At 29.0% G+C, this 13,800-nt stretch carries 14 protein-coding genes; 5 read left to right on the top strand and 9 right to left on the bottom strand.

Features of this window, described 5'->3' with window-relative positions:
• The 9 genes from ABIN73_09800 to ABIN73_09840 all read right to left on the bottom strand — a co-directional run.
• Positions 1-1,190: UvrD-helicase domain-containing protein (locus ABIN73_09800; GenBank protein MEO0270018.1), on the bottom strand; the 1,190-nt coding region annotated here is incomplete at its 3' end.
• Positions 1,187-2,083: a glycosyltransferase family 9 protein gene (locus ABIN73_09805; protein ID MEO0270019.1), complete on the bottom strand. Its 897-nt coding sequence runs from the start codon at positions 2,081-2,083 to the stop codon at positions 1,187-1,189. The genes ABIN73_09805 and ABIN73_09800, both read right to left, overlap by 4 nt.
• A gap of 2 nt (positions 2,084-2,085) precedes the next feature.
• Complete coding sequence (locus ABIN73_09810; protein MEO0270020.1) at positions 2,086-3,114, bottom strand: HAMP domain-containing sensor histidine kinase; 1,029 nt, start codon at positions 3,112-3,114, stop codon at positions 2,086-2,088.
• Positions 3,080-3,850, bottom strand: coding sequence for a phosphoribosylformylglycinamidine synthase I (gene purQ, locus ABIN73_09815; GenBank protein MEO0270021.1), 771 nt, complete (start codon positions 3,848-3,850; stop codon positions 3,080-3,082). Before purQ ends, ABIN73_09810 begins: the two co-directional genes overlap by 35 nt.
• 4 nt (positions 3,851-3,854) lie before the next feature.
• The gene (locus ABIN73_09820) at positions 3,855-4,889 is read right to left on the bottom strand and encodes a LysM peptidoglycan-binding domain-containing protein (GenBank protein MEO0270022.1); all 1,035 of its coding nucleotides are present in this window, start codon (positions 4,887-4,889) and stop codon (positions 3,855-3,857) included.
• A gap of 32 nt (positions 4,890-4,921) precedes the next feature.
• A complete protein-coding gene (alr, locus tag ABIN73_09825; GenBank protein ID MEO0270023.1) occupies positions 4,922-6,046 on the bottom strand; it encodes an alanine racemase in 1,125 nt (374 codons plus the stop codon).
• Positions 6,047-7,243 carry a peptidoglycan DD-metalloendopeptidase family protein gene (locus ABIN73_09830; protein ID MEO0270024.1) on the bottom strand — a complete coding sequence of 399 codons (1,197 nt, stop codon included), beginning with the start codon at positions 7,241-7,243 and terminating at the stop codon, positions 6,047-6,049. It abuts the gene before it with no gap.
• The gene (locus tag ABIN73_09835) at positions 7,230-8,312 is read right to left on the bottom strand and encodes a glycosyltransferase (GenBank protein MEO0270025.1); all 1,083 of its coding nucleotides are present in this window, start codon (positions 8,310-8,312) and stop codon (positions 7,230-7,232) included. Before ABIN73_09835 ends, ABIN73_09830 begins: the two co-directional genes overlap by 14 nt.
• Positions 8,309-8,827, bottom strand: coding sequence for a DUF4416 family protein (locus ABIN73_09840; protein ID MEO0270026.1), 519 nt, complete (start codon positions 8,825-8,827; stop codon positions 8,309-8,311). Before ABIN73_09840 ends, ABIN73_09835 begins: the two co-directional genes overlap by 4 nt.
• A 24-nt stretch (positions 8,828-8,851) precedes the next feature.
• Here ABIN73_09840 and ABIN73_09845 point away from each other — a divergent pair, with 24 nt between their 5' ends.
• From ABIN73_09845 to ABIN73_09865, 5 genes are all read left to right on the top strand, one after another.
• Complete coding sequence (locus ABIN73_09845; GenBank protein ID MEO0270027.1) at positions 8,852-10,000, top strand: ATP-binding protein; 1,149 nt, start codon at positions 8,852-8,854, stop codon at positions 9,998-10,000.
• Positions 9,993-11,285, top strand: a complete 1,293-nt coding sequence (locus tag ABIN73_09850) for a sigma-54 dependent transcriptional regulator (protein ID MEO0270028.1) — start codon at positions 9,993-9,995, stop codon at positions 11,283-11,285. The genes ABIN73_09845 and ABIN73_09850 overlap by 8 nt, the downstream gene beginning before the upstream one ends.
• A 27-nt stretch (positions 11,286-11,312) precedes the next feature.
• Entirely contained in the window at positions 11,313-12,584 is a 1,272-nt protein-coding gene (serS, locus tag ABIN73_09855) for a serine--tRNA ligase (GenBank protein MEO0270029.1), read from the top strand.
• Positions 12,562-13,395 (top strand): class II aldolase/adducin family protein, encoded by an 834-nt coding sequence (locus tag ABIN73_09860; GenBank protein MEO0270030.1) that lies wholly within the window; start codon positions 12,562-12,564, stop codon positions 13,393-13,395. The genes serS and ABIN73_09860 overlap by 23 nt, the downstream gene beginning before the upstream one ends.
• Positions 13,396-13,427: 32 nt before the next feature.
• Positions 13,428-13,800, top strand: a 373-nt coding sequence (locus ABIN73_09865) for a hypothetical protein (GenBank protein MEO0270031.1), incomplete at its 3' end; no start/stop codon positions are given.

The raw sequence follows: 13,800 nt of genomic DNA on the forward strand, positions 1-13,800 counted from the left end.
TCCTCAGATTTATTCTTTGAACCTTTTATAACTTTAAATTCAATATAACCACCAGAATTTTTATTGTTATCAGTTTTCTGTTTAACATTCTTATATACCCTTTCTACTTCAAAAAAATATTTAATATAATTTTTCCTTTTATCACTTATTTTGGCAAAATAATTTTTTAAATTTTCAATATCAAATATATCATTTACAAAATCTACAATATTTTTTAAACTTCTTTTATTTATATCTTTATAAATAAATTCAAAATCCTTCTCTTCAATCTTTCCATCAAATTCCTTTACAATATCATCAAAAAGTTCCCATCTTGTTCCCCTCCACCTGTAAATCGATTGTTTAGGATCACCAACATAGAAAAAAGTTCCTTTATTCCCTTCAGGATCCATACCTGAAAGAGCATTTTCAACAAGTGGTTTTAGACTTTTCCACTGAATTAGACTCGTATCTTGAAACTCATCAACAAGAAAATGATAAAATTTTTCACCGAGTTTAAAAAATAGATATGGAACATCAGAATTTTTAACATAATTAAAAACAAGAATAGAAATATCTGAAAGGAAAATGAAACCTTCTTTTCTTTTTTTCTCTTCAAGATTTTTTTTGATTAATAAAAAGAAATCCTTTAAATTTCCCCCTAAAAATTCATAATTTTCTCCCAGTATCCTTTCCTTATCAAAAAAAGAGCTAAAATAATCAATAAAATTTTCATAAGGGTTAAGTGATTGAGATATACCTGAAATAAAATTTAAAAAATTTAATATTTTATTTTTTAAGAAAGAATCATTCGCTACCTGAGCTAAAACTTCATCTATAATCATTTTTATTTTTTCTCTCTCTTTTTCTTCAATTTCGGGCTCAGGGGGAATTTTAAGGTCAAGGGCACAGCTTTTCAAAAGGGAAAATAAAAAAGCATCTATTGTTTTAACGGAAAAATCTGAAAAATTATCTATAATTCCATCCTTTCCATCTAAAACTTTAAAAATAAAAGTATCATCAGATAGCGCAAGTTCTTTTAAATTTTTTAAAATTCTCTTTTTCATTTCTTCGCTTGCCTTATTTGTAAATGTTATAGCAAGTATCCTGTCAAATTTTATTCCTCTTTTTATGAGTTCTATATACCTATTAACAATTTCACTTGTTTTACCTCCACCTGCAGAGGATTCAATTCTTGTAAATCTTTTCATTTTACAATGGAAAAAAATTTTTCAACCTCATAAATAGTAATTTTTTTCATACATTCATAGGTATTATATTTACAGGTTCTTTCAAAACATGGGGAACAGAAAATTTTTTTATGAAATATATATACATTTTTCCCAAGGGGCTTTGTCCATAAGGGAGATGTTGAACCAAAAAATACAAAAACTTTTTTTCCCATACTTCCTGCTATATGAGCAATACCTGAATCATTACTGAATACATATTCTGCCTCTGAAATAATTTTTAAAACTTCTTTTAAATCAGTTTTACCTCTAAAATCAATAACTCCCTCAGGATATTCCCCGAGTTTTTTTCTGCCTATTACAATTACCTCAAATTTTTCCTTGAGTAAATATTCGGAAAGTTCTTTAAAAAAAACCCACTCCTTTGCCTTTCCATAAGTGGCATGGGGGGCAATTATTATAGTATTTTTTCTTTCCCTATCTGAAAACTTTTTTAATTCAGGATAATATAAAGTATAACTTTCCTCCATATCTATTAATCTCAAAAAACTTTTTAAAAGATGCTCTCTTTTAATGCAAAAAGAAGAAAGTTTATGAGTCAAAAGAAATCCCCTTCTATCACTTTCAAAACCTATTCTTATTTTTATCCCAACGAGAAAAGGAAAAAAGGCAGATGAAAAAGAAAAAGGTAATATATAGATTTCATTAAAACCTTTATCCTTTAAGGATTTTAAAATTTCAAAATATTCCTTATATGAGTTAAATCCTTTAAACTCAAAATCATAAAAAATATCCCTTAAAAATTCCTTTCCTATAACAGTAATCTTTCTATCAAATTTTTTCATAAGACCTTTTAAAAATCCCCTTGAAATAACTGCATCACCTATCCAGTTTGGAACTCTTACTATTATCAAGTTTATAACTTCATCTGTAAATAAAAATAAAATTTGGAACCTTTGCCTGGCTCAGAATCAACATAAATCTCTGATCCGTGTGCTTCAATAATTTCCTTCGCTATTGAAAGTCCCAATCCCATACCAAGTTTTTTTGTTCTTGAATCCTTTCCCTGAAAGTAAGGTCTAAAAATATAAGGAAGTTCGTCTTTACTTATCCCTGGACCAGTATCAATTATGGATACCTTTATTTTAGTATCCACTTTTTCTGCCTCAATTGAAACCTTACCACCAGGATTTGTAAATTTAAAAGCATTATTTAAAATATTTGTAATTCCTGATTTTAAAGCTTCAGGGTCACCGATAACTGTATTGGGAAAAGGAGGCATCTTTAAAACAAAATTGATATTTCTCTCCTGAGCTATTGGTAAATTTTCTTCATAAATTTCAAAAAGAAGTTCAGTAAGGTCGAAAATTTTAAATTCAAAACTTGTGGGGTATAATCCTTCTCTTGCACTGACAATAAAATTATTTATAATTGTTTCAAGATGGGAAACACTTCTTATTATTTTTTCAATATAGTCAAGTTTTTTTATATCATTTTCCTTTTTTGCTAATAAATTTATATAACCTTTAATCACAGAAACAGGCGAAAGAATTTCATGGGAAATTCTTGATAAGAAAGAAATTCTGTATTCTTCAAGAACTTTTTTTTCCCTTATTAATCTTGCTTCCTCTGATAATCTCTCTTTAAAAGAAATGATAAATTCTTTAAGATCATCATCAATTTTCAAAATTACATCAGGAATTTTTTCTTCATAATCACATTTTAAAATCCAGTTAAGAAAAAGTGAAAATCTCCTTATTTCTAAATAAATTAAATAAGCAAAAAAAAGATAAATAGAAAAAGATACGGGAAAAATATAATAATGTCCTTGAATAATTGAAAACACTGAGATAACAGCTGAAACAAACTCTATAAAAAGGATTAAAGATATTCTTACTATAAAACTTTTTCTAAACTCTTTTGATAGCCTTTTTAAAAATTTCATCTTTGACATTTTTAAATAGTAAAAAACCTGGTTCTTCTTTTACCTCAAAAATTGAAGGAATCTGAAATCTTTCAAAAGCCCTTTCTGGGTGGGGCATCATCCCAAGAACTCTTCCTTCAGGATCAGTTATACCTGCAATTGAATTAATCGAACCATTTGGATTAAAGGGATAATCTTTTGCAGGATTCCCATTTTCATCAACATATCTGAAAGCAACTAAATTATTTTTTTCAAGAAAATCAATTACTTTTTTTTCTGCAAAAAACTTGCCCTCACCATGAGCAATAGGAAAAGGATGAGGTGTTTCAAGACCTCTTACAAAAATGCTCTCACCCTCACCTTTCAAAAAAATCCATCTATCCTCAAATTCGCCACTTTCATTTTTTAAAAGATATGCATGGACTTTACCATCAAAAAAGGGAAGAATCCCACTCCTTAAAAGGACCTGGAAACCATTACATATACCAATTATATAACCTCCCCTTTTATAGAATTCATAAAGGGAATCCCATAATTTTTCTTTTATATAAAAGGCAAAAACCTTTCCTGCTTTAATATAATCACCAAAAGAAAAACCCCCAGGAAAAACTAAAAGTCTTGATTTTAAAATAATTGAAGGGTTATTTAGCCAATTTTTAAGTAAAAGTAAATCTACTTTTAACCCAATTTTTCTCAATGCATATAAAGTTTCCTCATCACAGTTAGTTCCAGGAGCAAAGATAATATATGCATCCATCAAATTATTCTTTTTTCACCTCCCCCACAAGCCTTACTTTATCATAAATTTTTATTCCACCTTTTGCGACAGCCCTCGCATAACAGGTAGAAGAAAATTCAGAGACATTTAAAACCTGAAGTGTTCCCATAAATATATATGGTAATTTTATTATTTTCCCTGTTTGTTTATCCCTAACAGTTTCTCCTTCTCTATAAATCTCAAAAAGGTCACCAATTTTTACACCATCATTTTTTCCAGCATCAATAAAAACTATATCAAAAGGTTCAATTTCTTTTCCTGCTTCTTCTTTAATATAAACTATCTCTGCTTCTATTTTTCTATCAGTAACAGGATAAATCTTAACATCATAAGGAATATCAGGAAATTCTATTTCTTTAAAATAATTCTCATCTTTTGAGTTAATTATATCAAAGGTTTTTTCAAGTAAAACAAGGGAAGAATTATCCTCTGTTCTTACAACCTTTATTATTCCAAGGGGTTCTACTAAAACTCCAAGGGAACCTTTTTTTCTTGATTTTATCTCTTTTCCAAATCTAAATGTTAAAAATTTATCATCTGGCTTTATTCCATCAAGATTACCTTTATTTATATAAATTTTGTCCCAGTAAAAGAATCTATCCTTTTTATCTTCCGAACCTATCAGCATCCCAAGGTATGAAACTGAAGATCTGGGTGCTATTACTCCAGAAGATAGAACAAGATCCTTAGCAACAGCAGGAACAGGTGGAGCAACAACTTTAATTTCAACAACTTCCTCAGGTGATATAGGTTTCTTTTCAATTTTTTCTACTCCATATACAGGGAAAAGAACACCTTCAGTAGGTGGAATTTCGGGAATGTAAAACTCTTGCCCAGGGTATATCCAGTGAGGATCTTTAATTTTATCAATATTTACCTTCCATATGGCAACCCAGAAAAAGGGATTACCATAATAATAGGATGCTATATCCCACAGGGTATCTCCCTTTTTCACAGTATGAACTCTTTCCCCTTGAAAGAGGAAAAATATAAATAAAAGGGGAAAAAATTTTTTCATAAACTTAAAAAAAATTTTTAGGAATTGAACCTTTATACATAAACTTTTGGTAATGAACTTAAAATTTTCACAAAAACTTCATGGGGTATTGTTAAAGACCATTCGCTAAGATCATTAAAAGTTATTTCATCTTTTCCAGAACTACCAACAATAATTACTTCGTCACCAGGTTTAACTTCAGGAAAAGAGCTCAAATCTAAAACACTTAAATCCATACTTAATGTTCCAAGTATTTTTGTCCTTCTTTTATTCACTATAAAATAACCCTTTTCCCATACATTTCTCATTATTCCTTTTGAATACCCAAAGTTAACAACACCAATCCTTGTATTTTTTCTTAAACGCAAATGACCTCCATAACCAATGTAAGAACCCTTTTTAAGCGTTTCAACTTTTAAAATTTTTGCTACAACTTTAACAGCAGGTTTTAAATTTTTAAAATTTTTAATAGAAGAATCAGGATAAACTCCATACATTAAAAGACCTAATCTGAAAGAATTAAAAGGAAAAGAGAGAACTTTGTCTCTCAACAAAAGATAAGAAGCACTATTTGAAGCATGAATAAATTTAAAAAATTCTCCAGTTGATGGAAAATGGGAATTTATAAAGTTTAAAAATTTTCCAATCTGATCCTCGGTAAAAGATTTATCATTTTCTGCCCTTGAAAAATGAGTAAATATTCCAAATCTTTCAATAAAGTCTATGTTTAATAGCTCATCAATAAGAGGATAAGCTTTTTCTATCGGAACACCACATCTTCCCATTCCCGTATCAATTTCTACCTGAATTTTTGCTTTTTTTTGTAATTTATTTGTAATTTTTCTAATCTCTTTTATCAAGGCTTTATCCCATATAGGTAAAACAAAATCCCTTTTCACTGCTTCTAAAAAGTCATTTATCATAATGGGGTTTAAAATAATCACTTCTCCCTCAATCCCAGAATCCTTAAGTTTAATGGCTTCCTCCATGTCACCCACACAGAAAAATTTTGCTCCCTCTTCTTGCAAAGCTTTTGAAACTTCTTTTAATCCAACACCATAGGCATCTGTTTTAATAACTGGAAAAAAAGTAAGATTTGTATTTTTTATAATCTGTTTATAATTGTATTTTAAATTCTTTAAATTCACCTCGCAGAAAGGACTTTTATTTATCTGCATTTATATATTATAGGAAAACTCTAATTTTTTTTCATTCAATTTTCTTTTAATTTTTTTAACTAATTCATAAAAAATTTCTTTCTCTTTACTATCAAGAATTTTTTTTGAAGGAGGTCTTATATTTAAAAAATTTAAAAATTTCCCATCTTTTTTTATTTCAAAATGAAGATGAGGACCTGTAGAAAGACCTGTTGAACCTACAAAACCTATTATCTCTCCCTGTTTAACCTTTTTTCCTTTCCTTATAAAAGAGGCAATTCTTCTAAGATGCCCATATCCTGTAATATAACCATTTTTATGTCTTATCTGGACAAAATTTCCGTAACCACCTTTCCATCCAGCAAAAATCACTTCACCATCTCCTACAGCAAGGACAGGTGTACCAGGCGGTGCAGCATAATCTATTCCGTGATGGGGTCTAACTATTCTAAGAATAGGGTGAAGCCTTTTTTTCTTAAATCCTGATGATATTCTCCCATAAGGTAGGGGAGACCTTAAAAAGTATTTTTCAAGGGAATTTCCCAAGGAATCATAATAATTTCCGTTAAAATAGATTGCTTCCTTCTTATCCACCAATTTTCCATTATATGAAATATATAAAACTTTACCAAAACCTATAAATTCACCTTCAAGAAATTTTCTTTCAAATAAAACTGTTACTTCGTCCCCTTCTCTAACTTCAGTATTGAAATCTATTACCCAGGCAAAAATATCGGCAATAAAATCTGCAAGATATTCACCCTCTTGGTATCCTTGAAATGACTCATATAAATTACTGTTTATTTTTGAATAAATTAAAGTAGTGTCTACATCAATTTTTTTTAAAACCCTTTCAAAACCAAATTCCCCATTTTTATCATCTTTATAAAACCTATTTATAACATTTGGGGTGTCCTTTCTTACAAAATTTACCTCCATAAGTTTTTTTTCATCACTGAATAAAAAAATAAATCTATCACCCTCTTTTAGATTCCTTGTATTAACTTTTTTTTCAAAAAATTTAATAAAATAATAACTCTCTGATACACTGATAAAGGGAATTTTCCATAAAAGAACTTTTTCAAGATTTTCATTTTTTGACAGTTTGTAACTGACAGTTATATTACAATATTCATTAAAACTTTCTTTAACAATATTTTCCTTTTTTTTACATCCTGATATAATTATAAAAATTAAAAAAAATTTAAATAACCTCATTTATAAATTCTTTTATTTCCTCTCTGAATCTTTCTTTTGAAAACCTTAAAGCATTTTTAACAAGAACATCTTTGTCAAATTTCAATTTTTCAAACTTTAAAATAGCTTCAATTAAAGAGTCTTTATTCTGATGTTCAAAAAAAACTCCTGTTTCACCATCTATTACTGTATCAAGTGCACCTCCTCCTTTAAAAGCTATAACAGGTGTTCCACAGGCATTGGCTTCAAGAGGAACTATACCAAAATCCTCAAGACCTGGCATTATTAAGGCTCTTGCTTTTTGATATAAAGTTCTTAAATCTTCCTTGCTCACTGTTCCTAAAAACCTTACTCCCTCACCCATAGGTATTTTTTTTCCTTTATAATAATCTCCTACCACAAAGAGTCTGTAACCCAGTTCTCTTGTTGCTGAAATAGCAAGGTCAAGTCTCTTATAATCCCTTATTCTTCCAACAAAGATGAAAAAATTATCCTTTTCTTCTTGAGATGGCTTAAAAAAATCAGTATCAACAGGTGGAAATATTACCCTTGCTTTTTTGTTGAAGTAAAGTTCTATTCTTCTTTTTGTTTCTCTTGAATTTGCTATAAAATAATCAACTCGATTTACCGCTGAAAAACTCCATATTCTGAAATAGTGGAGTAAAATATCTTTAGTTATTTTAGAAAAAAATTTTTGATTTTTTCTGTATTCATGATAAAAATGAAAGGCATACCTTAAAGGTGTATGAAAATAACTTATATGTATTGAATTAGGTGGAGGAATGATTCCATGAGCAAAACCACTTGTTGAACTTATTATAAGATCAAAATTTCTCAAATCAAACGTTTCTATGGCCAGGGGATAAAGAATTGAAAACTCCCTATAAAATTTTAAACTAAAGGGCAATCTCTGGACAAAGGAAGTATAAATTACTCTTCCCTTCAGTTCTTTTTTTACTTTTTGAGGATCAAATAATAAAGTAAAAATAGGTGCACAAGGAAAAATTTCTGATAGTTCTTTAAGAACATTTTCAGCACCACCCCATTGATTTAAATAATCGTGAACAAGAGCCACTTTTAATTTTTTCATAATTCTTTTTTTAAAGATTCCCTTACTTTCTTAAAAAATTCTTTATAAGCTTCTGTCCTGTAATCAGGATAAGTATAAGGGAAATCACAGAACTCTCCCTTGCTAAAATAAAGGGTTACTTCAGCAAAAATACCTTTTCCGAGATATATTCTGTGGGAGTAATTTTTTGTGCTTGCGAGCACAACTTTTGAAAGTTCCACATATCCTGGATCAATATTGATTTTCCTTTTATTATCTTCAAGGAATTTTTTTTCTACCTCAATTGTAAAAAGTTTAAAATCTACTATCTCATCAGGCTTTTTCAAGGGTTTAAAAGAATAAAATTTCCTTTTTAAATCCTTTCCTATTTCCTTTTCATAGTAATTAGTGTGAGTAAATGGAAATAAATCACTTTTAAATTCTATCTCACCTATTTTTTCTTTTAAGATTAAAATAGCTTCTTCCATTATTTTTTCATCCCTTGCAATCATACCCACAAAAAACTTTACCTTTGGGGGTTCTTTAAGTTTTATCATTTTTTAAATTATAATTTTATAATAATGGATAAAAAAATTTACATTATTATAACATCAATTTTAACATTTTTTCTTTTTCTTACCATTATTTTAGAAATAAAAACAATTTCCCTGATAATACTTTTATCCATCGTTATTCTTTCAATTTTATTTTATAAAAACTGGATAGAACACTCAGTAGAACTGGGTCAAACTGAATTTCCAGCTATTTTTATAGATAGAAATGGAAATGTGATTTTTCAAAATAAATCTCATAAAGAATTCTTTGGGTTTTCTGATGAATTAATAATCGGAAATAAAGATCCCACAATACCTGAACATATAACGAGTTCAATAATTGCCAGAGAAAAAAGCGGTATAGATCTATGGGTAAAAGCAAAAAATTTCAAAGGAGAAAATCTTGATATTCTGGTTTTATGCTTTAAAGAAAGAAATGGATTTATAATTTTTAAAATTCCAATTGGAAAAGGAAGCCCTATTTTTTCAAAGTTTATGGAAGCTGAAAAGTTAGCAAGTATAGGTAGTATTGCCTCAGGTCTTGCTCATCAGCTAAATACACCCTTAGGTACAATTCTTTTAACCGCACAAATGCTTAAAGAAGAAATTGAAAAAAATGAAATTAAAGAGGAAATTGAAATAATTGAATCACAGGTTAAATTTTGCCAGGACCTTGTGAAAAAACTTTTGTTCCTTTCAAAGCCTTCTGAAGAAGAGGAAACAGAGTTTAATTTAAATGAAGTAATAAAAGAAGTAGCAAGTGTATTTGAAAAAGTTTTTCAGAAAAAAAGTATAAAGTTTAAATTTCTGAAAAGTAATGAAAAAGAAGCAATTATTTATGGAAAGAAAAATGAAATTGCACAGGTTTTTATGAACCTTTTTTCAAACTCAATAGACGCAATGGAAAATGGTGGTGAAATTAAAGTTACAAGTTTCATAACACCCTTTGATAGAGTCATTGTAAAAGTTCAGGATACAGGTAAAGGTATTCCTCCTGAATATGCTGATAGAATTTTTGAACCCTTTTTTACAACAAAACCTGCTTACAAGGGAACAGGTTTAGGTCTTTCCATTGTTAAAAGAATAGTTGAATCTCACAGAGGTATTATAAAACTTATGAATGAAGGTAAAGGTGCTACTTTTCTTATAATATTACCTTTAAGTAAAAATGCATAAAATACTTATTGTTGAAGATGACAATTTACTTGCAAGAACTTTAAAGAAACTATTTAATAAAAGAAATTTAGAAGCTGAGATAGTTAATAATGGAAAGGAGGCTCTTAAAAAATTAAAGGAAAATCCTGAATTTTCAATTATTCTTACAGACCTTGTAATGCCTGAAATGGGTGGAATGGAACTAATTGAAGAAGTAAAAAAAATTTTCCCTGAAATAGAAATTATTGTTATGACTGGCTATGGTGATATAAAAACTGCTGTAGAAGCAATGAAAAAAGGTGCTTCCGATTTTCTCACAAAACCTTTTGATAAGGAAGAACTTATTAATATTATCAATAAACTTATTAAAAAAGAAATTATAGAAAAAGATATAAAAAAGAAAAGAGTTAAAGAGAAAATAGAAGTAATAGGAGAAAATATTAAATTCAAAAGAATAGTTGAAAAAGCTAAGGTCTCTGCAAAAACTGATTTTCCAGTTCTTATAATAGGAGAAAGTGGAACAGGAAAAGAAGTAATTGCAAGACTTATACATGAAAATTCAAAAAGGAGTGAAAATATTTTCCTCCCTATTAATTGTTCTGCTATACCTTCAGAACTTATAGAGTCAGAACTTTTTGGTTATAAAAAAGGAGCCTTTACAGGAGCTACAAGGGATTTTGAAGGGGTCTTTAAAGCAGCAGAAGGTGGAACGGTTCTTTTAGATGAAATTTCTGAAATGCCTTTAAATATACAGGCAAAGCTATTAAGAGTAATTGAGACAAAAAAGGTTAAACCTCTTGGATACTCAAATGAAATAGATGTTGATGTTAGAATAATAGCAACAAGCAATTTAAGTTTAAAAGAACTTCTATCAGGAAAAATGAGACATGACCTTTTTTACAGATTCGTTATAGTTATTGAAATTCCCCCTTTAAGGGAAAGAAAGGATGATATACCTTTATTATTTGATTACTTTCTAACAAAATATTCAGAAATCTTAGGAATAAAAAAACCCTTTGTGGATAAAAGGGTAATCGAAATTTTAAGTTCCTACAATTTTCCTGGAAATGTAAGAGAACTTGAAAATATAAGTCAAAGGATTTTAACTTTCTATAAAGAAAATATAGGGGAAGATGAAATCCTAAGCGTGCTTAAAGAAATTGAAGAAACAAGAGAAATTGAAAGGGAAAAGATTATTAAAATCATAGAGGAATGTGAAGGAAATAAGAAGAAAGCAGCAGAAATTCTTGGAATATCAAGATCAACTTTATATAGAAAACTAAAAGAATTAAAAATTGAAAATTAGAAAAAAATAAATTTATAATAAAATTCTATGATTGATAGAAAAACACTACGGGAGAATCCTGAGAAAATTAAAGAAGGACTTCTAAAAAGAGGTTACAAATTTAATATTGATGAACTTTTAGAAAAAGAAAAATTATTTAGAGAAACTTTAACCTCACTCAACAATTTAAAAACAGAGAGAAATAAATTGACAGATGAAATTAAAAGACTAAAATCAGAAAATAGAAACGCAGACGTACTTATTGAAAAATCCAAAAACATTGGAAAAAAAATTGAAGAACTTGAAAATAAAGCAAAAGAGTTAGAAAAGGAAATAGAAGAAAAACTCCTTGAAATTCCCAATATACCCCATGAAACTGTTCCTGTTGGAAAATCATCAGAAGAAAATGTAGTTGTAAGGGAATGGGGCAAAGTAAAAGAATTTGACTTTGAACCAAAACCTCATTGGGAAATAGGGGAAAAACTTGGAATCTTAGATTTTAAAAGAGCTGGTCGCATGTCTGGTTCAAGATTTGTTATATATAAAGGTTATGGAGCAATGCTTGAAAGGGCACTGATTCAGTTCTTTCTTGATATGGCAAGAGAAAATGGTTATACTGAAATATTTCCACCAATTCTTGTGAAAGATGAAAGTGCTTACGGAAGCGCCCATTTACCTAAATTTGATGAAGAGATGTATAAAACTCTTGATGAAAGATTATATCTACTTCCAACAGCAGAAATGGCTCTTGCCAATCTCCACAGGGATGAAATTTTAAAGGAAGAAGAACTCCCTATTTATTACACTGCCTATACACCATGCTTTAGAAGGGAGGCAGGTAGTTACGGAAAAGATGTAAGAGGAATAATAAGGCAACATCAGTTTAATAAGGTAGAACTCTTTAAATTTACAAAACCCGAGGAATCCTATGAAGAACTTGAAAAAATGGTAAGGGATGCTGAAAAAATTTTACAAAGACTTGAAATTCCTTACAGGGTCGTTTTGTTGTGTACAGGGGATATGGGATTTGCAGCTTCCAAAACCTATGATATTGAAGTTTATGCACCAGGTGTAAAAAGATGGCTTGAAGCCTCCTCTGTTTCTAACTGTGAAGACTTTCAGGCTAAAAGAACAAATACAAGGTTTAGAAGAAAAAATGGAAAAATTGAATATGTTCATACTCTCAATGGTTCTGGTTTAGCAACTCCAAGAACATTTATTGCCCTTTTAGAAAATTATCAGAATAAAGACGGATCAATTATTGTTCCTCAAGCTTTAAGACCCTATATGGGCGGAATTGAAAGAATCCCTCCTCAATAAATTTATATATTATTTTAACCTTTTATATAAAAAGGGATTATCTTATGGACTTTCGGGTAATGCTTCTTTAAGAGAAAAAGATAAAATTTATATTACACCCACTGGCTCACCGAAGGAAGGTATTGAAAAAAATGATTTAGTTGTAATTGATTTAAAAAAAGAGAAAATAATATCTAAATCAAATAAAAAACCATCTGTAGAGGCAGATTTTCATTTATGGGTATATAAAAATTTTAAAAAGATAAATTCAATTTTTCATGCCCATACTTTTTATGCAAACCTTTATTTTTTAAAAAAAGATAAAGTGCCATGTGATGAGGCTTTAAAAAAAGAAAATATAATTTTACTAAAAGAAAATGACTGGAAGGGAAGAGTTAAAAATAGAATAAACGAAAAAACAAAAATATTACATATTAAAAATCATGGAACCTTTTCCCTTGGAAAATCACCTGAAGAGGCCTTTGCGATTTTAGATCATTTTGAAAATTTGTGTAGGATTGAGTTTTTAAAGACTGAAGGTTTAAAAATAAAAGAAGCTCAAAATTTGATAAAGGAAATTTACTTTGAAAGGGATTCAAAAAGAGAATTTACAAAAAATGTTTTATGGTTTGTAGAGGAAGTGGGGGAATTTTTGCAGGCAATAAGGAAAAAAGATAAATCAAAAATAGAAGAAGAAACTGCTGATACTTTTGCATGGTTTTTAACTTTATGCAATCTATTAAATTTAAACCTTGATGAAATTTTTTTAAAAAAATACAGTCAATTCTGTCCAAGATGTAAAAAGAAACCCTGTGAATGTCAAAATATTTGAAATAGTTTAAAAATTTATCATATTCTTAATCTATGATTACTTTATTAATTTTTCTTCAATTAATGCCTCATATAAAAAGTGCAAAACCATTTGCACAAAATGTATTCGGAGCTCACCTTGTGCTGGGTGAAGATATAGGCTTTATGGGTAATTTCAGAGCAAAAATCTCAAAAAGTGTTGAATTTGGAATAAATGGTGTGCTTTACACTTCTCCCTTCTTTGGAATTCAGGGAGACCTGAATTTTCTAATTCATGAAAAAGAACCAGATATACCCTTTAATGCATCTTTCTACCCCCTTGTTGACCTGGGATTTGGAGAAAATCTTTTCTACTTTTCTTTTACAGGTAATTTTGCTATTGATTTTCCAGTTGAAATTCAAGAAGAGGATGTTAATTTAAAGATTA

This window comes from candidate division WOR-3 bacterium (assembly GCA_039804025.1).
Lineage (GTDB): Bacteria > Hydrothermota > Hydrothermia > Hydrothermales > JAJRUZ01 > JBCNVI01.